Below are 21,175 nucleotides of genomic sequence, written 5' to 3' on the forward strand. Positions count from 1 at the left end.
GATGCTATAGCAAAAGAGTCAAGCAATAGCTTAGGCGGTTGACGTAGTATCCGTGCCCGTGACGGCTGACGAAGATCCCCGCGAGACGCTGGCCGACCGCGCCTACCGCTCGGTCCAGGACGCGATCACCGCGGGTGAGCTGGCCCCCGGCGAGAAGGTCACCGAACGCGGGCTGGCCGAGCGGCTGTCGATGAGCCCGACCCCGGTGCGCGAGGCCATCCGCCGCCTGGAGCAGGACGGCCTGATCGACCGGACCGGCCCGCGCACGGTCGTCGTCGCGGACCTGGGCGCGTCCGCCGCCGAGGACCTGGCCGAGGTCGAGATCGCGCTGCGCGGCCTCATCGCCCGCTTCGCCGCCCGCCGCGCGAGCCCGGCCCAGCTCGACGCGCTCGACGCCCTCCTCGACGAGGCCGACGACCTGCTGATCGTGATCAAGCAACGCGCCGCCGAGGACCGTCCGGTCGAGAAGCACCTCACCGTCCTGCTCGACACCATGCAGCGCTTCAACGACGCCGTCGCCGCCTGCGCGGGCAACGCCGTGCTGGCGAGGCTCCTCGACCAGACCAGGGTGTTCACCAGGGCCGAGCGCCGTGCCCGCACGCTGGAACGGGTCCTCGCGAACCACCAGTTCGGCCTCGACCGCTACACCTCCCACCGCGCCCTCGTGCGGGCCCTGCGCGCGGGCGACCAGGCCACCGCCGAGCGGATCGCGACGGACGACGTCCGCGGCGGTCTCGCCGACCTGCGCCGCGAGCCGGGCCAGGTCCCCACCCGCTGACCGGCGCGCGTTTGCCGGGAGGCCCGCGCCGGGTACGGACAGGGATCGACGGGAAGGAGCGATCCGTGCAGACCCCACCTGTCGTGCCCGCACCGGAGTGGCACGCGGCCAGGGAGGAACTCCTGCGCCGGGAGAAGGAGCACACGCGGGCGAAGGACGCGCTCGCCGCCGCTCGCCGCCGCCTGCCGCGGGTCCGCGTCGGGAAGACCTACACGTTCACCGGCACGGCCGAGGACGCGGGCTGACGTGGACCTGCACACGAGGACCACGGAACCGGCCGTCGTGCTGACGCCGCCGGCGGGCGCGCTCGACGTGGAGGCGCTGGTGGAGCGGGCCGCTGGGCTGAGGCCAGCGGAGGTGGCCGTGACGGCGCCGTCTGCCCTGGGCACGCTGCCAGCCGTTGCTACGCCGTCCCCGGCCACCCCGTCCCCGGCCACCCCGTTCGCGCAGCCAGCCACCGCGACTCCGGCCACTGCCGCGACCCCGGCCGCGCCGCCAGCCACGGTCAAGCCAACAGTCCCAGCCACCCCAGCCACCCCCAACACCTCGGCCGCGCCGCCGCCCGCTGCGCCGTCAACCAACGCCCCGCCACCGACGGCCCACTCCGGCACCGCCACCCCAGCCGGCCTGGTCGTGTTCGACCTGCGCCGCGTCACCGCCCTCACCCCCGACGCCGCCGCACCCCTGATCGCGCTCGCCGCCGCCCCAGGCCCCACCCGGCACGTCGCACTGGCCGAGCCCGGCGGCGCGGTGCACCGGGCACTGGCCGCCGCCGACCCCGCCGGCGTCCTGGCGCGCTTCGCCACCCTGGACGAGGTCCTGCTCGGCACGGACGCCGACCGCCGCGTCGAGGAGCTCGTGCCGCGGTTCGAGGCGCTGACCCGGTCGCTGCTCTCCGCCACCACGGTCGCCGAGGCGCTGCAGCAGATCAGCACTGCCGCCCGGCACCTGATCGAGCCTGCCGAGGTGGTGAGCGTGACCCTGCGTGCCCCGGACGGCACGTTCACGACCCCGGCCGAGACCGACGAGGTCGCCACCGAGCTGGACCAGGTGCAGTACCGCAGCAGCCGCGGTCCGTGCGTCGACGCCGCCGACCCGGACGGGCCGGGCTACGCGATCAGCGCCGACCTCGTGACCGAGGAGAGGTGGCCGGAGTTCGCCGCGACCGCCGTCGCGAACGGTCTCACGGGCGCGCTCGCCACCCAGCTGCCGTCGCCGAACGAGGCCGTCGACGGCGCGCTCAACGTGTTCACCAAGCACAGCGACGGGCTGAGCGACACCGACCGGCACGTCGCGTTGCTGCTGGCCACCCACGCGGCGCTCGCGCTCGCCCACGTGCGGGCCACCGAGCTCGCGTCGCTGCACACCGCGCAGATGCGCCGCGCGATCGACTCCCGCGACATCATCGGGCAGGCCAAGGGAATCCTGATGAACCGCCAGGGCATCGGCGCGGACGAGGCGTTCACCCTCCTGCGCGAGACCTCGCAGCACCTCAACGTGAAACTGGTCGAGGTGGCGTCGACGCTCGTGGCCCGGCGGGGCGAACTCGATCCGCCGACCGGCGCCTGAGACCGGCGATCTCCGCATGTAGGCTGCGCGCAGCAGGCACGGACGTCAAGCAGTCGGCGCAGAGGAGTTCCTGCCGCACGGTGGCGATGACCGCTCGGTCATTCCGGCCTTTTCGACTGCTTTGAGGAGACGCGAGTGACCGCGGACGCCCAGCGCGCCCAGAACCTGACCGACCTGTTGCGCGCCGACGCGGACACCCTGATCGGCACGTGGGTGGACACCGTCGCGGCACTGCTGCGCGGGCGGTCGACCAAGAAGGAGCTCGAGGGCGACTTCAAGGAGCTCTTCGCCGCTCTGCTGCCGCTCGTCGGCAACGACGGCAAGAGCATCGCCGGGCCGGAGTTCGCCGACCTGCGGGCGCTGCTGGAGGAGTACTCGCGCGGCCGGGTGCGGGCGGGCTTCACCCCGTCCGAGACCGCCTCGAGCGTGTTCGCCCTCAAGCGCGTGGTGTTCGACCTGACCGAGAACAGCGACGACCCGCTGATGTTCCGGCAGCTCATGGCCTTCTCCGGCCTGCTGGACGCGCTCGGCCTGCTGACGTTCGAGTCGTACGCGCAGGCCCGCGAGGAGATCATCCGCGAGCAGTCCGAGCAGCTCCTCGAACTGACCACGCCGGTCGTGAAGGTCTGGGAGGGCGTGCTGGCCGTGCCGCTGGTCGGCACCCTCGACTCCGCCCGCACCCAGGTGGTGATGGAGAAGCTGCTCGAGGCCCTGGTGGAGACCGGGTCGGAGCACGCGATCATTGACATCACCGGTGTGTTCGCGGTGGACACCCAGGTCGCGCAGCACCTGCTCAAGACCGTGGTCGCGGCGCGGCTGATGGGCGCGGAGTGCATCGTGTCCGGCATCCGGCCGCAGATCGCGCAGACGATCGTGGCGCTGGGCATCGAGTTCGGCGACATCGTCACCAAGGCCTCGCTCGCCGACGCCCTGCGGCACGCGCTGCGCAAGGAAGGCGTCGACGTCGTGCGCCGCGAGACCGTCTGATGGAACGCGTCCCGATTCTGAAGATCGGTGGGGTGCTGCTCGTCTCCATCCAGATCGACCTGCAGGACCAGAGCGTGCTCGCGCTGCAGGAGGACCTGGCGGAGAAGATCAGCTCCACCGGCGCGCACGGGGTCGTCATCGACATCTCGGCCGTCGAGATCGTCGACTCGTTCATCGGGCGGATGTTCGCCACGATCGCGTCGATCTCCCGTCTGTTCGACGCGGACACCGTGGTGGTCGGCATGCGGCCGGCCGTCGCGATCACCCTGGTGGAACTGGGTCTCACGCTGGGCGGGGTGCGCACGGCGCTCGACCTCGAACGCGGCATGAAGATCCTCGGGCAGCTCGGTCGCGGGCGGGAGTCCTGATGCCCGGCCGGTCCGAGGGGCCGGAGGAGCTCCCCATCGGCGGCGACGACGACGTCGTCAGAGTGCGCCAGCTGGTGCGCACGTACGCACAGCAGACGAAGCTCTCGCTGGTGGACCAGACGAAGCTCGTCACCGCCGCGAGCGAGCTCGCACGCAACACCCTCATCTACGGAGGTGGCGGTTTCGCCCGCGTCGAGGAGGTCAGCGACGGCCGCCGGGCGGGCGTGCGCGCCTCCTTCCACGACGACGGTCCCGGCATCCCCGACCTGACGCTCGCCCTCGCCGACGGCTGGAGCAGCGGCAGCGGGCTCGGTCTCGGCCTGAGCGGCGCGCGCCGCCTGGTGGACCAGTTCGACCTCGACACCGAGGTCGGCCGCGGCACGGTCGTGACGGTGGTCAAGTGGAAGAGGTGACCACGGCGGAGTGCCTGCCGCTGGTGCGGGACGAGGCCTGGCTGCCGGTCGAGGAGACCGCCCAGGTCGGCCGGATCCGGCGCACCGCCGCGGCGCTGGCCGAGCGGCTGGGGTTCGACGCGACCCGCACGGCCGAGGTCGGTCTCGCCGCCACCGAGATCGGCACGAACCTGCACAAGCACGCCCGCCAGGGCGTGGTGCTGATCCGGTCGGTGCGCGGCGAACGGGACGCGGCCGTCGAGGTCGTCGCGGTCGACCGTGGTCCCGGCATCGCCGACGTCCCGCTCGCCTGGGAGGACGGCCAGTCCACCACCGGCACGCTCGGCGTCGGGCTCGGTGCAGTGGCGCGGCTCGCGACGTCGTGCGCCATGAGCTCGCGGGTCGGGCTGGGCACGGTGCTGGTCGCGCGGTTCGCCCCCGGCCCGGCCTGGGCGCCCGAGTGGGGCGAGGAACGGGCGGCCGGCGTGACGAGGCCCATCAACGGCGAGGAGCTGTGCGGCGACGCCTACGCGGTCGCCCGCGGCACGGACCGGATGACGCTGATGATGTGCGACGGGTCCGGCCACGGACCGCTCGCGGCGGCCGCGTCCGACGCCGCCGTCCGGCTGTTCCGCGCGCAGCCGTTCCTGCCGCCCGACCAGATGGTCGCGTTGCTGCACAAGTCGTTGCGCGGCACCAGGGGTGGCGCGGTGGCGGTCGCGGACATCGACCTCGTCGCCCGCTCGGTGCGCTTCTGCGGGCTCGGCAACATCGCCGCGGCGGTGCTGGGGGAGGGCCGCAAGCAGGGCATGATCTCGGTGCCCGGCGTCGCGGGCCACCAGGCGCGCACGATCCGCACGTTCGACTACGCGTTGCCCGACGGCGCGGTCGTGGTCCTGCACTCCGACGGCCTCACCGAACGCTGGGGCCTCGACCACGGCAGCGACCTGGTCAACGACCCACCGGTGCTGATCGCCGCGACCCTGATCCGGGAAGCGGGCGTGCGCAACGACGACGCCTGCGTGCTCGTGGCCAGACCGGCATGAGCACCACCGACCTGCTGCGGCTCGTGATCGGCGACGAGCGGGACGTGTTCCTGCTCCGCCAGCGCGGCCGCCAGGTCGCCGCCGCGGCCGGTCTCGACGGGCAGAACCAGATCCGGGTCGCGACCGCGCTGAGCGACATCGGCCGGGAGCTGGTGCGCGAGGAGGTGGCCACCACCGCGGTCTTCCGGCTGCGGCGCGGCCCCGATCCCGCCCTGCTCGTCGAACTGTCCTGGCAGACGCCGGTCACCCCGGCTGGCCCCGGCTGGGACACCGCGCGCCGGCTGATGACAGATCTGGTCCTCACCGCCACCGGTGTCACACTCGTGAAGACGGTGCCGCAGGCGGTCGTGCTCGACGAGGACCTGCTCCGCGACCTGCGGGAGAGCACCGGCGCCAGCGCGCTCGACGAGCTGCGCGCCCAGAACCAGGAGCTCCTGGAGACGCTCGAGAACCTGGAGGCCAAGAGCGCGGAGCTCGAGCGCCTCAACGACGAGCTGGAGGAGACCAACCGCGGCGTCGTCGCGCTCTACCAGGAGCTGTCCGACGAGCTGGAGCAGACGAACCAGGGCGTGGTCGCCCTCTACGCCGAGCTGGACGCGAAGTCCGCCGAGCTGCGCGACGCGGCCGCCGCGCGCATCCGGTTCTGGTCCAACATCAGCCACGAGCTGCGCGCGCCGATCAACTCGGTGGTCGGCCTGACCCGCCTGCTCGCCGGGCCGGGCGGCGACCCGATGACCGACGACCAGCGCCACCACGTCGACCTGATCAACGAGTCCGCCGCGACGCTGCTGGCGCTGGTCAACGAGCTGCTCGACACCGCGAAGGCCGAGTCCGGCAGCCTGAAGCCGCGCACCGCGCCGGTGGCGCTCGACCACGTGATCGCACAGCTGCGGTCGGCGGTGCGGCCCATGCTGCGCTCCGGCGAGGTGCAGCTCGTCGTCGAGGAACTGCCCGCGCTGCGGCCGCTGGTCACCGACGAGACGATGCTCGTGCGGATCCTGCGCAACGTCCTGTCCAACGCCGTGAAGTTCACCAAGCGCGGCGAGATCCGCTTCACCGCCGAGCTCGGTCCCGGCCCCGACGAGGTCCGGTTCGTCGTGACCGACACCGGCATCGGCATCCCGCCCGAGGAGCAGGACCGGGTGTTCGAGGAGTTCTACCAGGTGCCCAGCGCGCTGCAGGTCGGTGCGAGCGGCACCGGCCTCGGCCTGTCCTACGCGCGCAAGCTCGCCGAGATCCTCGGCGGGAGCCTGTGCCTGAGCAGCACCCCCGGCGTCGGCACGGAGGTCGTGCTGACCCTGCCCACCGCCAAGGACGAGTTCGCCCAGCCCGCGCCCGTCATGTGCGCGCTGGTCGCGGACGGCGACGAGAAGTGCCGTGCCCGGCTGCGCGAGGCACTGGCGGGCCTCGCCGCGGACGTCGTCGAGGCGGAGGACGGCCGCAGCGCGCTGAACCTCGCGAAGGAACGACGCCCGGACCTGGTCCTGGTCAGCGCCGACGCACCGCTGATGAGCGGCAGCGCCGTGCTGTCGGTGCTGAGGCTTGATCCGGATCTCGCCGGGGTACCAGTGGTCATCGTGTGCGGTGACGACCCGGGAGGTCTCGCTCGCAGCGTCCACGGCCTCGGCGCCGCGATGCTGCACGAGGCGCGGATCTCCCCGGAGTCCGTGGGCCGCGCGGTCAGGGACGCCCAGCTCACGGCACGCAGAACGGACAGCCGATGAACCCGACAGCCATGGGAGGCGGACCGGCCAGGGTCCTCGTGGTCGACGACCTGGAGGCGAGCCGGTTCATCGCGTGCAGCTGGCTGCGCCGCAGCGGGCACACGGTGGTCGAGGCCACGACGGCCGCGGAGGCGCTCGTCGCGCTGGAGGCGGACTCGTTCGACCTGGTCCTGCTCGACGTGCACCTGCCGGACATGAGCGGCTACGACGTCACGGAGCGGATCAAGGCCGATCCCCGCACCAGCTCGATCCCGGTCGTGATGCTGTCCGCGACCTACATCGAGCCCGAGGACAAGGTCGTCGGGCTCACCAGGGGAGCCGACGCCTACCTCGCCGAACCCGTCGACCCCGGCGAGCTGCTCGCGAACGTCGAGGCGGCGCTGCGCTACCACCGCGCCCGCGCCCTCGCCGAGCACCTCGCCGCCCGGCTGACCCGCCTCACCACGGCCACGCTCGCGATCAACGCCGCCACCACGTTCGACGCGCTGGCGCAGGCCGCCTCGATCGGTGCCGCCGAGGTGCTCGACACGGACGCGACGGCCGTGCTGACCGCCCCGTCCGGTGCCGTGCGCGTCGTGACGACCGGCGCCGACCCCCGGCTCGCCCCGGACCCGGCCGACGTGGAGCGGTGGATGTCGTCGCTCACGCCGGGCATCGGCGTGACCGTGGTCGAGGCCGGCGCGCTGCCGTGGGACCCCGCCGCGGTCGCGGTACTCGCCCGCACGAAGCTCCGCCGCCCGCCGATCGGCATCGTCGTCGGGTCGCGGTCCGCGGCGGGCGACGACGACCGGAACCTGCTGCGCCAGCTCGCCCAGGCGGCCGCGCTCGCCGCCGAGGGCCTGCACACGTTCGCCGAGGAGCACTCGCTCGCGCTCACGCTGCAGCGCAGCCTCCTGCCGCGCACGCTGCCGCGGCGCCCCGAGCTGCCGATGACCGCCCGGTACGTGCCGGCGTCGAGCAACGCCGAGATCGGCGGGGACTTCTACGACGTGACCGAGCTCGACGGGCAGCTGCTGATCGCCATCGGCGACGTGTGCGGCCACTCGATCGAAGCGGCGACGGTCATGGCGGAGGTGCGGCACACCCTGCGCGCCTACGCCGTCGAGGGCCACCCGCTCGCCGAGATCCTGCGCCGGGTGGACGCCCTGCTGCAGCGCTTCCACCCGTTCAGCGGCCTCACCACGATGTGCCTGCTGCAGGTCGACCTGGAGGCAGGCACCATGGCCGTCGCGAACGCCGGGCACGTACCGCCCCTGGTCGTCGACGACAGCGGCGCGCACTACGTCGACGTGCGCGGGCCGTTGCTGGGCATCGGACTGCAACGCCCCGAGGCCACACCGTTGCGGCTGCCGCCGGGGACCACCGTGCTGCTGACGACCGACGGTCTGGTCGAACGACCCGGCATGGACCTGGACGAGGGCATGGAGACACTGCGCGCCACCGTGTCGCACACGGAGGACATGGACGACCTGGCCGACCGCCTGATCGCGGAGCTGGGCCAGGACAAGCGGGACGACATCGCACTGCTCGTGCTGCGACGGCTCGGGTGAGCGCCCGCGTGGTCGACCTGCCCGTGCAGCCGGGCATGACGATGTCCTCGGTGCGCCGGCAACTCGCCGCCGCCCTGCCGGACCTCGGCGAGGACCACCTCTACGACGTGCAGCTCGTGGTGACCGAGCTCGTCTCGAACGTCCTCGACCACACGTCGAGCTCGGGTCACCTGAGGGTCCGCTGGGACCTCGACCCCTGCGCCGTGCTCGTCGAGGTCGACGACGAGTCCGCGGTGGAGCCGGTGTACGGCCGCTCGCGCCTGGGCGAGCACCGCGGCCGGGGGATCGTGGTGGTCGACAACGTGTGCCGCGAGTGGGGCTGCCGTCCCCGCGACGAGGGCGGCAAGACGGTGTTCGCCCTGGTGGACTGCACCGGCTGACCCGGCCCCGGTCGGCCTCCTCGCGTGTGCACAAACCTCGTTCTACCCGCTCGGGGCACACCGCGTTCAAGATCGTGACCTATCGGGTGATCTTGCCCGCGTCCGGCCGAGCGGAACCGGCTTCGTGTTCTTACGGTCCTGCCCAGCGGTCGCGAGACCGCCGCAAGACCAGGGCACGCCGTGCGCTCACCTGTCCAGCGGCGCGCCCTGTCCACGCCATGGACGAAGCCCTCGCCGGACAGGCGCCCTCACGGGTGGGAGCGGAGCGAGGTGCCAAAGGGACATGCGTCATCTCCGTGGCAACACCACCAGTCGCGCCGTGCTCATCGCCGTCTCCGCGGCGGCCCTCGTGACAACGGGAAGCACGATCGCCTCCGCCTCCGCCCCGGTCGACTGGGACCGGATCGCGCAGTGCGAGAGCGGCAGCAACTGGTCCACCAACACCGGCAACGGCTACTACGGCGGGCTGCAGTTCAGCCAGTCGACCTGGCAGGCCAACGGCGGCTCCGGTCACGCCCACCAGGCATCGCGCGAGGAGCAGATCCGCGTCGCCGAGAACGTGCTGCGCACCCAGGGCATCGGGGCGTGGGGAGCGTGCGGGCGGCGCGGCGGTGGCGCTGCGGTCGCACCGCGCCCGGTCCGCACGGGGCAGGCGCCGGCCGGGCGCAAGGCCGCGTCGCGGGTGGTGCCCCTGCCGGTGGCCGCGCCGTCGACCAGCAACCCGGACGGCGACTACGAGGTCAAGTCGGGGGACACGCTCAGCAGCATCGCCGAGCAGCTGCGGATCGAGGGCGGCTGGCAGGCGCTGGTGGCGAAGAACGAGCGGTTCCTGACGAACCCGGACCTGATCAGGCCGGGCGACAGGATCGCCACGAAGTGACGTGACGGCGCGGGGACCCGGACGACGGGTCCCCGCGCCACTCGCTACGACTTCTTCACGAGCTCCGGGAACGGCGTTACGATCCCGTCCCGCGCCGTCCGCGCCCCCACCCGGTGGCGTCGCGCCAGCTGCCCGACCGCCAGCACCACGTACACCGCGGACAGCACCAGGATCACCACGCGGTTCACCGAGTCCGGCAATGTCACGCTCGCCGTGAACTGCGCCGCGAACAGCGTGAACAGCGTGGCCGCGCCGACCGTCGTCAGGCCGAGGTCGGCGAGGATGCTCACCGCGAACAGCGACTGCGCCGCCGTGATCAGCAGCTCCAGCCGCTGGTGGCCGTCGAGCGGCAGGCCGTGCAGGCCGCCGCTGGACAGCGCGAACACGATCGGGATGGTGCCGACCAGCAGCGTCCACTGGTTGACCTTGCTCGACAGCAGCGTGCCGAGCGAGTGCGAGGCCATCAGCCGGGCCGCGTAGAGGCAGGCGACGATGAGCTCGGGCGACTCGCTCGCGAGCGGCGCGACCCACTGCACGAGCACGAACTCGTCCACGCCGAGACTGCCGCCGGTGTCGACGAGGTTCTGGGCGAAGTGCTCGGCGGTGGCGAGGATGACGAGACCCGCGAAGGTGAACATGCCGATCACCCACCAGCGGCGCGGTGTGCGTTCTTTGCGGCCCACCCACTCGGAGACGCCGAGCAGGTTCGGTTCCTCGACCGGTGCCTTCGACAGGCGCCAGGCGTAGGCGAGGAAGATCGCGAGGAACACGGCGGCGTCGACGAGCGTCAGCGACGTGCGCAGCGGCAGGCTCAGCGAGTAGAGGGTGGCCAGGGCGAGGAACACGACCTCGACCGACATGACGGGGGCGAGGGCGATGCGGCCCTCGTGGGTGGACTTGCTCTCGCGGTGGGCGCGGCGGACGGCGATCGCGCCGACCAGCACCACCAGGGGCCAGCCGAACCCCACGAGCACGCGGTTGGCGCCGGTCATGTTGGCGAGCGCCAGCGAGCACGGATCGGCCTGGCCGGGTGGCGGGGTGCAGGTGCCCTGCTGGGCGAACTCCTGGCCCGCCTGGAACGTGAACACCAGGTCCACCGCGTACTCGGGGAGCACGGCCACGAGCGCGAGGACCGCGATGGCGAGCCCGGCGCTGACGTCCACCTGGGCGGCCTCCGCGGCCCAGGCCAGCACGAACGCCGCGCCGATGATCGCGATGCCGAACACCAGGGCCGCCAGCGGCGCGGCGACCTCGGGGTGGGGCAGGCCGAGGTAGTCCGCGGCTCCCAGGTAGGCGCCCGGCAGCGCGACGAGCGCGGCCAGGGGCAGTCGCAGTGGGAGACCACGCTGGTCGTCGGGCAAGGAACCGCACCTCCACGTCGGTACGAACGGGCCGAGTCAGCGGGTTCCCCGAGTCGGCCCTCCGCACACGGGAGGTTCAGCCCCGTTCGTCCGGCAGCGCCTCCACCACCTCGGTCGGCGAGGAGTAGTGGCGGTGCGGGAGGCCGTGCAGCCGGCGGCGGACGTCGGTGCCGAGGTCGTGCACTTCGGCGCACGTCACGATGCGCACCTTGTCGGCCGGATAGGACAGTTCGTCCAGCACCTGTCGTAACTCGTTCTCCGCCTTGGTCTCCATGTCCGATTAGTACCCAGCGTTGTTCTATGGAAACCAGCTCAACGGTTGCGCAGCCAGTCCGCGAGGTCCGTGAAACCGTTGCGCAGAGCGACATCCCGAGCACTGACCGGTTCCCACGGAGGCAGCCACCGGGGGTCCGCTCCGCGCGCCAGCAGACGTTCCGCGCACTCCCGCCGGCCGCCGTGGCACGCACCCCAGAGCGCGGCGTTCACGTCGTCCTCGGTGGCGCCGTCGAGCAGCGCGTCGAGCCGGTCGGACAACCCGAGCGTGGCGGCGTCGACCAGCGTGACCGAGGCTCCCCGCTCCACAAGCCGGTGCGCCGCACGCCATTGCGCGAACGCGCGTGCGTCGGCCAGGGCCGTGCCACCGCCGATCACCGCTCCGTCGGCGTCGATGTCCGCGCCGGCGTCCAGGAGCGCGTCGAGCACCTCCACGTCGTCGGCGCTGGCCGCCCAGTGCAACGGGGTCTCCGCGTGCGCGCCCTCGAACCGGGCGTTCACGTCGGCGCCCGCCATGGCAAGCGCCGCAACGGTTTCCGCGCCGCGCGGGAACCGCGCCGGCCAGTCGGTGAGCACGTGCAGCAGGGTCCGCCCGCCGCCGCGCTCGTCGACGATCCGCGCGGTGGCGAGGCCGGGGTCCTCGGCCAGCAGCCGCCGCAACGCGGTCAGGTCGCCGGTCCGGATCGCGGCGGTGACGGCCAGGGCTCGCGGATCGTCGTGTCGCACGGTCCTAGCTTGCCTCGTCGGCGATCCACGCGCCGTGAAAACCAGAGGGAACGCGCCTCGGCAGCCGCACGGACGCGACGGGACCCGCCGCCACGTCGGAGGCGTCGAGCACGAGCAGTGCGGCCGAGTTCTCGCTGCTGACAAGGGAAAGCAGCCACTGCCCTCGCCGGGGATCCACTGGTCGCCCAGCACGCGCCAGCCGGTCGCGTTGCCCACGTGGAAGGCGTAGCCGGGCTCGACGTCGAATTAGCGCTCGCGCCGCAGGATCACGCCGACGCGGGGCCGGTGCTCGTCGCTCACGCGGGGCGCCCGCTCGACACCGCGATGGCCGTCCGCCTCGCGCGGCTCGTGCCCCAGGACGGCCTCCCCGGCCGGGTGCCGGGGAGGCCTGCGGGTGACCGGGATCAGCAGGCGTGGTGGCTGCGCAGCGCCCACCGCGCGACGCTCTCACCCGCGATGGACTGCCCGACGAAGACCTCGCGGGCACCCGCCCACGTGCGCGAGAACTTCCAGCTCCCCGCCTGGTAATACCAGAGCTGCACGCAGGAGCCGGCGCCGACGTAGAAGGACAGCGCCCGGCTCCAGTAGAGCGGTGAGCCGTCCGTGCGGCGGTGGGCCGGCAGGAGCGCCTGGTAGTTGCCGGCCACGTTGTCCTTGGACACGCCGATGCTGATGCCGGTCTCGTTGCTGATGTAGCTGAGCAGCTGCAGCGGCGCGACCTCGGACGCCGGCGCGGCGCTCGCGGGTGCGGCCGCGCCGAACACCGCGGCCAGCGCGAGCACCAGCACCGCCAGTCGCCGTGTCAGAACGTTGCTCTTCGTCATCCTGCCCCTCTTCTCCACCTGTGGCGCGCCACCCGCGGTCCGGGCGGCGACGGGAGCGATCGTCGGGGGCCGTTCGGGTGAACCGGCGACAAAATCCCACAATCCGCAGTTCAGGGGCGATAAGTCTGCACGCGGGGGAGGTGGGTGGCGTGGAGCTGCGGCTGCTCGGCGCGGTGCTCGCGCTCGTGGACGGCACGGTTGTCGACCTGGGACCGGCCCGGCAGCGGTGCGTGCTGGCCGCGCTGGCCGTGGACGCTGGGCGGGTGGTCTCGGTCGACCGGCTGATCGACCGGGTCTGGGGCGAGCACCCGCCGCTGCGCGCCAGGGACACCCTGGTGAACTACGTGTCCCGGTTGCGCAAGGTCCTGGTCGCCGGTGCCGTCGTGCGACGGTCAGGCGGGTACTCGTTGCAGATCCGTCCGGCGGCGATCGACCTGCACCGGTTCCGCGAGCTGTGCTCCCGTTCCCACACCGAGGACGACCGGCGGGCCGCCGAGCTGTGGGCGGACGCGCTGGACCTGTGGAACGGGGAGGCGCTGACCGGGGTGGACGGTGAGTGGGCCGAGGCCGAACGGGCCCGGCTGCACCGCGAGCGCCGGGACGCCGAGTCCGGTCTCGCGGACGCCGTGCTGAGGCTCGGCCACGGCGAGGACCTCGTGGCCGACCTGTCCGCCCGCGTCGCCGAACACCCGCTGGACGAACGGATCGCGGGCCAGTACCTCCTCGCCCTGCACCGGGCCGGACGCACCGCGGACGCGCTGGAGCACTACCGGCGGCTGCGGGAACGCCTGGTGGACGAGCTGGGCACCGACCCCGGCCCCGCCCTGCGGGACGTGCACCGCCGGGTCCTGGGCACCGATCCCGGTCCCGCGCCGCGGGACGTGCACGGCCGAGTCCTGGCCACCGACCCTGGACCGTCCACACCGGACGACCCGGCCGTGCCCCGTCAGCTCCCGGCGCCGCCGCGGCGGTTCGTCGGCCGTGCCGCGGAACTGTCCGCACTGGACCGCGGGCTCGGCGGGTCGGCCGCGATCAGCGGCAGCGGCGGCATCGGCAAGACCTGGCTCGCGCTCGCCTGGGCTCACCGCCACGCGCACCGGTTCCCCGACGGGCAGCTGTTCGCCGACCTGCGGGGCTTCGGCCCCGGCGACCCGAAGCAAGCCGCCGACGTCCTGGCCGACTTCCTCGCTGCCCTGGGGGTCGACCGCGACCACCAGCCCCAGGAGTTGGACGCGCGTGCCGCGCTATACCGCACCCGCACCGCCGGCAAGCGCCTGCTGGTCCTGCTCGACAACGCCGCCACCGCCGACCAGGTCGTGCCCCTGCTGCCCGGCGGTGACGCGGGCACGGTCGTGGTCACCAGCCGCAACCGGCTCTCCGCGCTCATCACGCGGCACGGCCTGCGCCCGGTGCGCCTCGGCGTGCTCGCGGACGCCGAGGCGCGCACCCTCCTGCAGGACGTGCTCGACGACACGCAGGCCGCCGCCGAGCTGACCGCGCTGTGCGGCGGGTTCCCGCTCGCGCTCGGTCTGGTCGCCGCGCGTGTGAGCACCCACCCGGACCTGCTGCGCGACGTGGTGGCCGAGCTGCGCGACCTCGGGGTGGAGGCGCTGCGCGCTGACGACCCCAACGCGAGCCTGCCCGCCGTGCTGTCCTGGTCGCTGCGCCACCTCACCGGCGAGCAGCGCCGCGTGTTCGGACTGCTCGGCTCCGCTCCCGGCCCCGACGTCGACCTGACCGCGGCCTCCGTCCTCACCGGACTGTCCACCCGCGATGTCCGCGCCGCGCTGCACGCGCTGGCCGAGGCGTCGCTGATCACTCTCGCCGCGGGCGGCCGCTGCGGGATGCACGACCTGGTCCGCGCCTACGCCGCCACCACCGCGCCGGACGGGCCGGAGGTGCGCGCCGCAGTGGACCGGGTGGTGGACTTCTACCTCGACTCCGCGTGCGCCGCCGACCTGCTGCTGGACCCCCACCGCGACCCCGCGCGCCCGGCCCCTCCCGCGTTCGGGGTGCGGCCGGCGGACGTCCCGGCCGCCCTGGCCTGGCTCGACACCCACCACGCGCACCTGCTCGCTGCCCAGCGCAGCGCCGCCGCCCACGGCCGCCAGCGGACCGCCTGGCACCTCGCCTGGGCTCTGAACACGTTCCACTGGTGGCGGTCGCACCGCCACGACGACCTCGCCGTGTGGCAGGTCGTCGTCGGCTCCGCCGACCGTCTCTGCGCCGCGGACCAGGTCATCGCGCACCGCCACCTCGGCATGGCGAACGTGGAGCTCGGGCGGCGGGAGCAGGCCGCGGCGCTGCTGAACCGCGCGCTGGTCCTGGCCGAGGAGCACCACGACGGCACTCAGCAGGCCCTCACCCACCACGCCCTCACCCGCCTGTGGGAGTCAGCAGGCGAGTACGGCCAGGCCCTCGAGCACGCCCGCCACGCTCTGAAGCTCTTCCGCGACCTCGGTCAGGCCGCACGGGAGGCCGCCACGCTCAACACCGCGGGCTGGTTCCTCGCCTGCCTCGGCGACCACGACACCGCCCGCGAGCACTGCCTGGCCGCCCTCGCGCTGAGCCGCCGGCACCGCGACCCCGACGGGGAGTCGGCCGTCCTGGACAGCCTGGGCTGGATCGAGCACCACAGCGGGCACCACGAGCAGGCCGTCCGGTACTACCGGGAGGCCCTGGCGCTGCGCCGCGCCCTCGGCATGACCCGCTGGGTCGCGTCCACCCTCGACCACCTCGGCCACCCGTGCGCCGCGCTGGGCCAGGCCGACGAGGCGCGCGCGGCGTGGTGCGAGGCCGTGGAGCTGTACCGGGAGCAGGGTTGCACCGAAGACGCGGACCGCGTGCAGAGGGAGATCGACGAGCTGGGCTAGGCCCAGCGGACCATGTCCGCGAAGGTCACGTTCCCGCCGCACACCAGCACGCCGAGCCGCGCGCCGGGCCCGACCCGCTCCAGCACGGCGGGCGCCGCGGCGACGAGGCACCCGGCGGCCGGTTCCGCCCACACCTTCTGGGCCTCGGCCAGCGCGACCGAGCCCCGCACGGCGTCCGCGTCGGACACCACCAGCACGTCCTCGACCAGCGCGGTCACGTGGTCGTAGGTCAGCTGCGACACGTGCGGCGCCGAGAGCGTCGAGACGATCGACGTCGGCGTGATGTCCACCGGGCCACCCGCGGCGAGCGCGCGGTGCATCGCGTCGGCGCCCTCGACCTCCACGCCCCACACCCGCACGCTGGGCACCAGGGCGCGGAACGCCGTCGCCACGCCCGAGATGAACCCTCCGCCGCCGATGCTCACCAGCACGTCGGTGACGTCCGGCGCGTCGGTCGCGAACTCGAGGCCCGCCGTGCCCTGCCCGGCGACCACGACCGGGTCGTCGTAGGGGTGCACGAGCGTCGCGCCCGCCTCGACCAGGTCGGCGAGCAGCGCGAACGCCGCCGCGAGGCCGTCGGTGAGCCGCACGTCCGCGCCGGACGCGCGGGCCAGCTCGACCGAACGGGCCGGGGCGGTCGAGGGCATCACGACGGTCGCGGCCACGTCCAGCTCCTGCGCGGCGGCGGCCAGCGCGATGCCGTGGTTGCCGCCGCTCACCCCCACCACGCCGGCCGCACGGGCCTCGGCGGAGAGTGAGAGGATCTTTGCGAACGCGCCGCGCGTCTTGAAGGAACCGCTGCGCTGCAACAACTCCAGCTTCACAGTGGTCGGCACGCCCAGCAGCGCGGACAGTCCCGGCGACGCGATCGTGGGCGTGCGCAGCACCCGTCCGTCGAGGACCTCGGCCGCGGCCCGGACGTCGTCGATGCTCAGCAGGTCCGCCATGGCGCCACTCTAGGGTTCGCCGAACCGCGCGATCTCCAGCCGGGCCACGTTGCGGACGTACCGGCTCGCGCGCCCGTCCTGCGGGGTGACGAGCGTGGGCAGGGTCAGCCGCGTGCCGTTGTAGCGGGTGGCGAGCAGGGCCGAGCAGGCACCGAACTCCGGGTCGACCTCCGCCCACGACAGCAGCACCCGGTACCCGTCGGCGGACGACGCCACGACGACGAAGCTCAGCCTGTCCATCTTGCTGCCGTCCGACGTGCGCAGCCGGACGCGCGCGAGGACCTCGTGCAGCGGCACGCCGCGCACCTGGTGGACCTCGCGGACGCGGGTCGTCCGGTAGCGGACGTTGACCGGCTCGCGGGCGTGGGCGTCGAGGTGGGACGTGCGGAACACCCACTCGTCGTCGATGTCGCCGGTGACCAGGACCTGGTCCTCCGGGAGCGGTGCACGCGGGTTCGTCACGCCCTCCACGGTACGGCGCCAGACCGATCCGCATAAGCCGCTTCAGGGTGGTCCTTCCCTCCGCAGAAACGGCAACTAGGATCACCTGGTAGCGGATCTGCGGATTCGCGCCGCCGTCGAACCGTCCTGGAGGGCCGCACCATGTCCAGAAGCGCGAACAGCCTGCTCGTGGTCGCCTCGGCCGCCCTGGTGCTCGCGGGGTGCGGTTCCGGGGAACCGGCACCGGCCTCCGGGGACGCGAAGGTCACCGGGGACGTGACCGTGTTCGCGGCGGCCTCGCTGACCGAGACGTTCACCCAGCTCGGCAAGGACTTCGAGGCCGCACACCCCGGCACGAAGGTCAGGTTCAACTTCGGCGGCAGCTCGGCGCTCGCGCAGCAGCTCAACCAGGGCGCGCCCGCCGACGTGTTCGCGAGCGCCGCACCTGCCAACATGAAGCAGGTGACCGACACCAAGGCGATCACGGACGCGCCGACGACGTTCGTGCGGAACAAGCTCGCGATCGCGGTGCCCAAGGGCAACCCCGGCAAGATCGCCGGGCTGCCCGACTTCGCCGACGCCGGCAAGAAGATCGCGTTGTGCGCCGAGCAGGTGCCGTGCGGGGCGGCGGCGAAGAAGGTCTTCGATGCCGCGAAGGTCACGCCCGCGCCCGACACGCTGGAGCAGGACGTCAAGGCCGTGCTCACGAAGGTCTCGCTCGGAGAGGTCGACGGCGCGCTGGTCTACCAGACCGACGTCAAGGCCGCGGGGGACAAGATCGAGGGCATCGACTTCGCCGAAGCGGCGCAGGCCGTCAACGACTACCCGATCGCCCCGCTCGCCAAGGCACCCAACGCCGCGGCCGCCAAGGCCTTCGTCGCCTTCGTGCTGTCGGACCAGGGCAGGTCGGTGCTGAGCGCGGCGGGCTTCGACAGCCCGTGACCCGCCACCGCGTGCGGGGACGGCTGCCGGTCGTCCTCGCCCTGCCCGCCGCGATCGGCCTGGCGTTCCTGCTGGTGCCGCTCGCCGGGCTGCTCGTCAAGACGCCGTGGACGTCACTGCCCACGCTGCTCAGCGCCGAGGTCGGTGAGGCGCTGCGGTTGTCGCTGCTCTGCGCCTCGCTCGCGACGGTGCTGTGCCTCGTGCTCGGCATCCCGCTGGCGTGGCTGCTCGCCCGGTCCGGCCTGCCGGGACGGGGCTTCCTGCGCGCGCTCGTCACCGTGCCGCTGGTGCTGCCCCCGGTCGTCGGCGGTGTCGCGCTGCTGCTCGTGCTCGGCCGGCGCGGGCTGATCGGCGAGCACCTCGACGCGTGGTTCGGGATCTCGCTGCCCTTCACCACGGCCGGGGTCGTCGTCGCGGAGGCGTTCGTGGCCATGCCGTTCCTGGTGATCTCGGTGGAGGGCGCGCTGCGGGCGGCCGACCCGCGCTACGAGGAGGCAGCGGCCACGCTCGGTGCCTCGAAGTGGCTGACGTTCCGGCGCGTGACGCTGCCGTCGGTGCTGCCCGGCGTGGTCGCGGGCACGGTGCTGTGCTGGGCGCGGGCGCTGGGGGAGTTCGGCGCCACGATCACGTTCGCGGGCAACTTCCCCGGCGAGACCACGACCATGCCGCTCGCGGTCTACCTCGCCCTGGAGACCGATCCGGACGCGGCGATCGTGCTGAGCGTCGTGCTGCTGCTGGTGTCCGTCGGAGTGCTGGCCGGTCTGCGCGACCGGTGGATCAGCGGGCCGTCGTGACCCTGACCGCCCAGCTGCGCGTCACGCGCGGCACCTTCAGCCTCGACCTCCACCTGGCGATCGCACCGGGCGAGGTCGTCGCGCTGCTCGGCCCGAACGGCGCGGGCAAGTCCACCGCCCTGCGCACCCTCGCGGGCCTGCTCCCGCTGACGTCCGGGCACATCACCGCCGGGGAGTCCACCTGGGACGGTCCGGACTCCTTCGTGCCGGCCGAGAAGCGGCCCATCGGCGTGGTGTTCCAGGACTACCTGCTCTTCGCGCACATGTCGGCTCTGGAGAACGTCGCGTTCGGACTCAGGTCCCGCGGCACGCGCCGGGTCGAGGCACGGGCGGAGGCGGCGCGCTGGCTCGACCGCGTCGGTCTCGACGGCCACGCCCAGACGAAGCCGCGGTCGTTGTCGGGCGGGCAGCAGCAACGGGTCGCCCTGGCCCGCGCGCTCGTCACCGGCCCGGACCTCCTGCTGCTCGACGAACCCCTCGCCGCGCTGGACGCCGGCACCCGCCTGCAGGTCCGCGCGGAGCTGGGCCGGCACCTCGCGGACTTCGGCGGGCACACGCTGCTCGTCACGCACGACCCGGTGGACGCCATGGTGCTCGCCGACCGGCTGGTGATCCTGGAGAACGGCCGGGAGGTCCAGTCCGGACCCCCGGCGGAGGTGGCCAGGCGGCCGCGCACCGACTACGTCGCGAATCTCGTGGGCCTGAACTTCTACCGCGGCACCGCCTCCGGCACCGAGGTCCGCCTCGACGGGGGCGGCACGCTCACGATCCCGCGGCCCGCCGACGGCCCGGTGCACGTGGTGTTCCCGCCCAACGCCGTGAGCCTGCACGCCGCACGGCCGGGCGGCAGCCCGCGCAACGTCTGGCAGGCCGAGGTCGGCGCGATCGAGCAGCACGCGCACACCACCCGCGTCCGCCTCGACGGAACACCGGCCGTGCTCGCGGACATCACCACCGCCACGCTCGCCGACCTGCGGCTGCGGCCCGGAGATGTGCTGTGGGCGGCGGTCAAGGCCACCGAGCTGCACGTCTACCCGGCCTGACCGCACGATAGCCGCGAGCTATGGGCCCATAGCGACGTTCGCTTGGACAGCGCGCGCGAACCGGGAGGAAAGTCGAGGCACCACAACGACTTCCGACGAGGAGACGGCGATGGCGAAGATCCTCTGCGTGCTCTACGACGACCCGGTCGACGGCTACCCGGACACCTACGCGCGGGACGGGCTGCCGCACCTCGACGGCTATCCGGGTGGCCAGACGCTGCCGACGCCGTCCGCGATCGACTTCACGCCCGGCGCCCTGCTCGGCAGCGTGTCCGGCGAGCTCGGCCTGCGCCGCTACCTGGAGGACCAGGGCCACACCCTCGTCGTCACGTCCGACAAGGAGGGTCCGGACTCGACGTTCGACCGCGAGCTCGTGGACGCCGATGTCGTTGTCTCCCAACCCTTCTGGCCCGCCTACCTCACCGCGGAACGGATCGCCCGCGCGCCGCGGCTGAAGCTCGCGCTGACCGCGGGCATCGGCTCGGACCACGTCGACCTGGACGCCGCGATCGCGCACGGCGTGACGGTCGCGGAAGTGACGTACTGCAACAGCATCAGCGTCGCCGAGCACGTGGTGATGTCGATCCTCAACCTGGTGCGCGACTTCGTTCCCGCGCACCAGGTCGTGTGTGACGGCGGCTGGCACGTCGCCGACGCCGTGGCCCGGTCCTACGACGTCGAGGGCATGCACGTCGGCACGGTCGCGGCGGGCCGCATCGGACTCGCCGTGCTCCGCCGCCTGGCCCCGTTCGACGTGCACCTGCACTACACCGACCGGCACCGCCTGCCCGAGACCGTCGAACGGGAGCTGAACCTCACCTACCACCCGACGACGGCGGACATGGTGCCGCACTGCGACGTCGTGACGATCAACGCGCCGCTGCACCCCGAGACCGAGGGACTCTTCGGTGACGAGCTGATCGCCACCATGAAGCGCGGCGCGTACCTGGTCAACACCGCCCGCGCCCGCATCGCCGACCGCGAGGCCGTGGTGCGGGCGCTGGAGAGCGGGCAGCTCGCGGGGTACGCGGGCGACGTGTGGTTCCCGCAGCCGGCCCCGGCCGACCACCCGTGGCGCACCATGCCGCACCACGCCATGACCCCGCACATCTCGGGCAGTTCGCTCTCGGCGCAGGCCCGGTACGCGGCCGGCACCAGGGAGATCCTGGAGTCGTTCTTCGCGGGCACGCCGATCCGCGAGGAGTACCTGATCGTCGACGGCGGCAAGCTCGCCGGCACGGGCGCGCACTCGTACTCGACGAACGGCTGAGCGGCCG

At 73.2% G+C, this 21,175-nt stretch carries 23 protein-coding genes and 1 pseudogene; 16 read left to right on the forward strand and 8 right to left on the reverse strand.

Features of this window, described 5'->3' with window-relative positions; all coding sequences use genetic code 11:
• Positions 1-58: 58 nt before the first annotated feature.
• The 11 genes and pseudogenes from ABZX02_RS29400 to ABZX02_RS29450 all read left to right on the forward strand — a co-directional run bounded on the left by ABZX02_RS29400 (position 59) and on the right by ABZX02_RS29450 (position 9,674).
• Entirely contained in the window at positions 59-778 is a 720-nt protein-coding gene (locus ABZX02_RS29400; RefSeq protein WP_355302771.1) for a GntR family transcriptional regulator, read from the forward strand.
• Positions 779-843: 65 nt separating this feature from the next.
• A pseudogene (locus tag ABZX02_RS29405) lies at positions 844-999 on the forward strand (DUF899 family protein); the annotation flags it as partial.
• A 25-nt stretch (positions 1,000-1,024) separates the two neighbouring features.
• Positions 1,025-2,347, forward strand: coding sequence for an ANTAR domain-containing protein (locus ABZX02_RS29410; protein WP_355302773.1), 1,323 nt, complete (start codon positions 1,025-1,027; stop codon positions 2,345-2,347).
• Positions 2,348-2,482: 135 nt separating this feature from the next.
• Positions 2,483-3,334 (forward strand): STAS domain-containing protein, encoded by an 852-nt coding sequence (locus ABZX02_RS29415; protein ID WP_355302775.1) that lies wholly within the window; start codon positions 2,483-2,485, stop codon positions 3,332-3,334.
• Positions 3,334-3,702, forward strand: a complete 369-nt coding sequence (locus ABZX02_RS29420) for an STAS domain-containing protein (protein WP_355302777.1) — start codon at positions 3,334-3,336, stop codon at positions 3,700-3,702. Before ABZX02_RS29415 ends, ABZX02_RS29420 begins: the two co-directional genes overlap by 1 nt.
• Positions 3,702-4,115 carry an ATP-binding protein gene (locus ABZX02_RS29425; protein ID WP_355302779.1) on the forward strand — a complete coding sequence of 138 codons (414 nt, stop codon included), beginning with the start codon at positions 3,702-3,704 and terminating at the stop codon, positions 4,113-4,115. Before ABZX02_RS29420 ends, ABZX02_RS29425 begins: the two co-directional genes overlap by 1 nt.
• Positions 4,103-5,140, forward strand: a complete 1,038-nt coding sequence (locus tag ABZX02_RS29430) for an ATP-binding SpoIIE family protein phosphatase (protein WP_355302781.1) — start codon at positions 4,103-4,105, stop codon at positions 5,138-5,140. Before ABZX02_RS29425 ends, ABZX02_RS29430 begins: the two co-directional genes overlap by 13 nt.
• Positions 5,137-6,864 (forward strand): hybrid sensor histidine kinase/response regulator, encoded by a 1,728-nt coding sequence (locus ABZX02_RS29435; RefSeq protein WP_355302783.1) that lies wholly within the window; start codon positions 5,137-5,139, stop codon positions 6,862-6,864. The genes ABZX02_RS29430 and ABZX02_RS29435 overlap by 4 nt, the downstream gene beginning before the upstream one ends.
• Entirely contained in the window at positions 6,861-8,414 is a 1,554-nt protein-coding gene (locus ABZX02_RS29440; protein ID WP_355302785.1) for a SpoIIE family protein phosphatase, read from the forward strand. The genes ABZX02_RS29435 and ABZX02_RS29440 overlap by 4 nt, the downstream gene beginning before the upstream one ends.
• Positions 8,411-8,794, forward strand: a complete 384-nt coding sequence (locus tag ABZX02_RS29445; RefSeq protein ID WP_355302787.1) for an ATP-binding protein — start codon at positions 8,411-8,413, stop codon at positions 8,792-8,794. Before ABZX02_RS29440 ends, ABZX02_RS29445 begins: the two co-directional genes overlap by 4 nt.
• Before the next feature lie 283 nt (positions 8,795-9,077).
• Positions 9,078-9,674, forward strand: coding sequence for a transglycosylase family protein (locus ABZX02_RS29450; RefSeq protein WP_355302789.1), 597 nt, complete (start codon positions 9,078-9,080; stop codon positions 9,672-9,674).
• Positions 9,675-9,718: 44 nt separating this feature from the next.
• On the opposite strand, the gene ABZX02_RS29455 is transcribed toward ABZX02_RS29450, so the two are convergent.
• The 6 genes from ABZX02_RS29455 to ABZX02_RS29480 all read right to left on the reverse strand — a co-directional run bounded on the left by ABZX02_RS29455 (position 9,719) and on the right by ABZX02_RS29480 (position 12,858).
• Positions 9,719-11,035, reverse strand: coding sequence for a sodium:proton exchanger (locus tag ABZX02_RS29455; protein ID WP_355302791.1), 1,317 nt, complete (start codon positions 11,033-11,035; stop codon positions 9,719-9,721).
• Positions 11,036-11,111: 76 nt separating this feature from the next.
• Positions 11,112-11,309: a DUF2795 domain-containing protein gene (locus ABZX02_RS29460; RefSeq protein ID WP_355302793.1), complete on the reverse strand. Its 198-nt coding sequence runs from the start codon at positions 11,307-11,309 to the stop codon at positions 11,112-11,114.
• A gap of 38 nt (positions 11,310-11,347) precedes the next feature.
• On the reverse strand, positions 11,348-12,034 hold the full coding sequence (locus ABZX02_RS29465) for an ankyrin repeat domain-containing protein (protein WP_355302795.1): 687 nt from the start codon (positions 12,032-12,034) through the stop codon (positions 11,348-11,350).
• 4 nt (positions 12,035-12,038) lie between these two features.
• Positions 12,039-12,212 carry a carotenoid oxygenase family protein gene (locus ABZX02_RS29470; protein ID WP_355302797.1) on the reverse strand — a complete coding sequence of 58 codons (174 nt, stop codon included), beginning with the start codon at positions 12,210-12,212 and terminating at the stop codon, positions 12,039-12,041.
• A 68-nt stretch (positions 12,213-12,280) separates the two neighbouring features.
• Complete coding sequence (locus tag ABZX02_RS29475) at positions 12,281-12,469, reverse strand: hypothetical protein (protein WP_355302799.1); 189 nt, start codon at positions 12,467-12,469, stop codon at positions 12,281-12,283.
• Positions 12,439-12,858 carry a hypothetical protein gene (locus tag ABZX02_RS29480; protein WP_355302801.1) on the reverse strand — a complete coding sequence of 140 codons (420 nt, stop codon included), beginning with the start codon at positions 12,856-12,858 and terminating at the stop codon, positions 12,439-12,441. The genes ABZX02_RS29475 and ABZX02_RS29480 overlap by 31 nt, the downstream gene beginning before the upstream one ends.
• A 149-nt stretch (positions 12,859-13,007) precedes the next feature.
• Between ABZX02_RS29480 and ABZX02_RS29485 the strand changes: the two genes are divergently transcribed.
• Entirely contained in the window at positions 13,008-15,731 is a 2,724-nt protein-coding gene (locus tag ABZX02_RS29485) for a BTAD domain-containing putative transcriptional regulator (RefSeq protein WP_355302803.1), read from the forward strand.
• On the opposite strand, the gene ABZX02_RS29490 is transcribed toward ABZX02_RS29485, so the two are convergent.
• Together ABZX02_RS29490 and ABZX02_RS29495 are read right to left on the reverse strand one after the other, a co-directional pair.
• On the reverse strand, positions 15,728-16,678 hold the full coding sequence (locus ABZX02_RS29490; RefSeq protein WP_355302804.1) for a pyridoxal-phosphate dependent enzyme: 951 nt from the start codon (positions 16,676-16,678) through the stop codon (positions 15,728-15,730). The genes ABZX02_RS29485 and ABZX02_RS29490 overlap by 4 nt on opposite strands.
• A gap of 9 nt (positions 16,679-16,687) precedes the next feature.
• Positions 16,688-17,140, reverse strand: a complete 453-nt coding sequence (locus ABZX02_RS29495; protein WP_355302806.1) for a molybdopterin-binding protein — start codon at positions 17,138-17,140, stop codon at positions 16,688-16,690.
• Positions 17,141-17,281: 141 nt separating this feature from the next.
• Between ABZX02_RS29495 and modA the strand changes: the two genes are divergently transcribed.
• The 4 genes from modA (at position 17,282) to ABZX02_RS29515 (ending at position 21,168) form a co-directional block, all read left to right on the forward strand.
• Entirely contained in the window at positions 17,282-18,061 is a 780-nt protein-coding gene (modA, locus tag ABZX02_RS29500) for a molybdate ABC transporter substrate-binding protein (protein WP_355302807.1), read from the forward strand.
• Positions 18,058-18,855 carry a molybdate ABC transporter permease subunit gene (gene modB, locus ABZX02_RS29505; protein ID WP_355302808.1) on the forward strand — a complete coding sequence of 266 codons (798 nt, stop codon included), beginning with the start codon at positions 18,058-18,060 and terminating at the stop codon, positions 18,853-18,855. Before modA ends, modB begins: the two co-directional genes overlap by 4 nt.
• Positions 18,852-19,898 carry an ABC transporter ATP-binding protein gene (locus ABZX02_RS29510; RefSeq protein WP_355302810.1) on the forward strand — a complete coding sequence of 349 codons (1,047 nt, stop codon included), beginning with the start codon at positions 18,852-18,854 and terminating at the stop codon, positions 19,896-19,898. The genes modB and ABZX02_RS29510 overlap by 4 nt, the downstream gene beginning before the upstream one ends.
• Positions 19,899-20,007: 109 nt before the next feature.
• Positions 20,008-21,168, forward strand: a complete 1,161-nt coding sequence (locus ABZX02_RS29515) for an NAD-dependent formate dehydrogenase (protein ID WP_355302812.1) — start codon at positions 20,008-20,010, stop codon at positions 21,166-21,168.
• Positions 21,169-21,175 lie beyond the last annotated feature (7 nt).

This window comes from Lentzea sp. NPDC003310, from assembly GCF_040610935.1.
Taxonomy (GTDB): domain Bacteria; phylum Actinomycetota; class Actinomycetes; order Mycobacteriales; family Pseudonocardiaceae; genus Lentzea.

Excerpts from the sequence above, each read along its gene's own strand:
- ABZX02_RS29420 (WP_355302777.1), top strand. The coding sequence starts at position 3,334 with ATGGAACGCGTCCCGATTCTGAAGATCGGTGGGGTGCTGCTCGTCTCC.
- ABZX02_RS29425 (WP_355302779.1), top strand. The coding sequence starts at position 3,702 with ATGCCCGGCCGGTCCGAGGGGCCGGAGGAGCTCCCCATCGGCGGCGAC.
- ABZX02_RS29435 (WP_355302783.1), top strand. The coding sequence starts at position 5,137 with ATGAGCACCACCGACCTGCTGCGGCTCGTGATCGGCGACGAGCGGGAC.
- ABZX02_RS29440 (WP_355302785.1), top strand. The coding sequence starts at position 6,861 with ATGAACCCGACAGCCATGGGAGGCGGACCGGCCAGGGTCCTCGTGGTC.
- ABZX02_RS29450 (WP_355302789.1), top strand. The coding sequence starts at position 9,078 with ATGCGTCATCTCCGTGGCAACACCACCAGTCGCGCCGTGCTCATCGCC.
- ABZX02_RS29460 (WP_355302793.1), bottom strand. The coding sequence starts at position 11,309 with ATGGAGACCAAGGCGGAGAACGAGTTACGACAGGTGCTGGACGAACTG.
- ABZX02_RS29480 (WP_355302801.1), bottom strand. The coding sequence starts at position 12,858 with ATGACGAAGAGCAACGTTCTGACACGGCGACTGGCGGTGCTGGTGCTC.
- ABZX02_RS29490 (WP_355302804.1), bottom strand. The coding sequence starts at position 16,678 with ATGGCGGACCTGCTGAGCATCGACGACGTCCGGGCCGCGGCCGAGGTC.
- modA (WP_355302807.1), top strand. The coding sequence starts at position 17,282 with ATGTCCAGAAGCGCGAACAGCCTGCTCGTGGTCGCCTCGGCCGCCCTG.
- ABZX02_RS29515 (WP_355302812.1), top strand. The coding sequence starts at position 20,008 with ATGGCGAAGATCCTCTGCGTGCTCTACGACGACCCGGTCGACGGCTAC.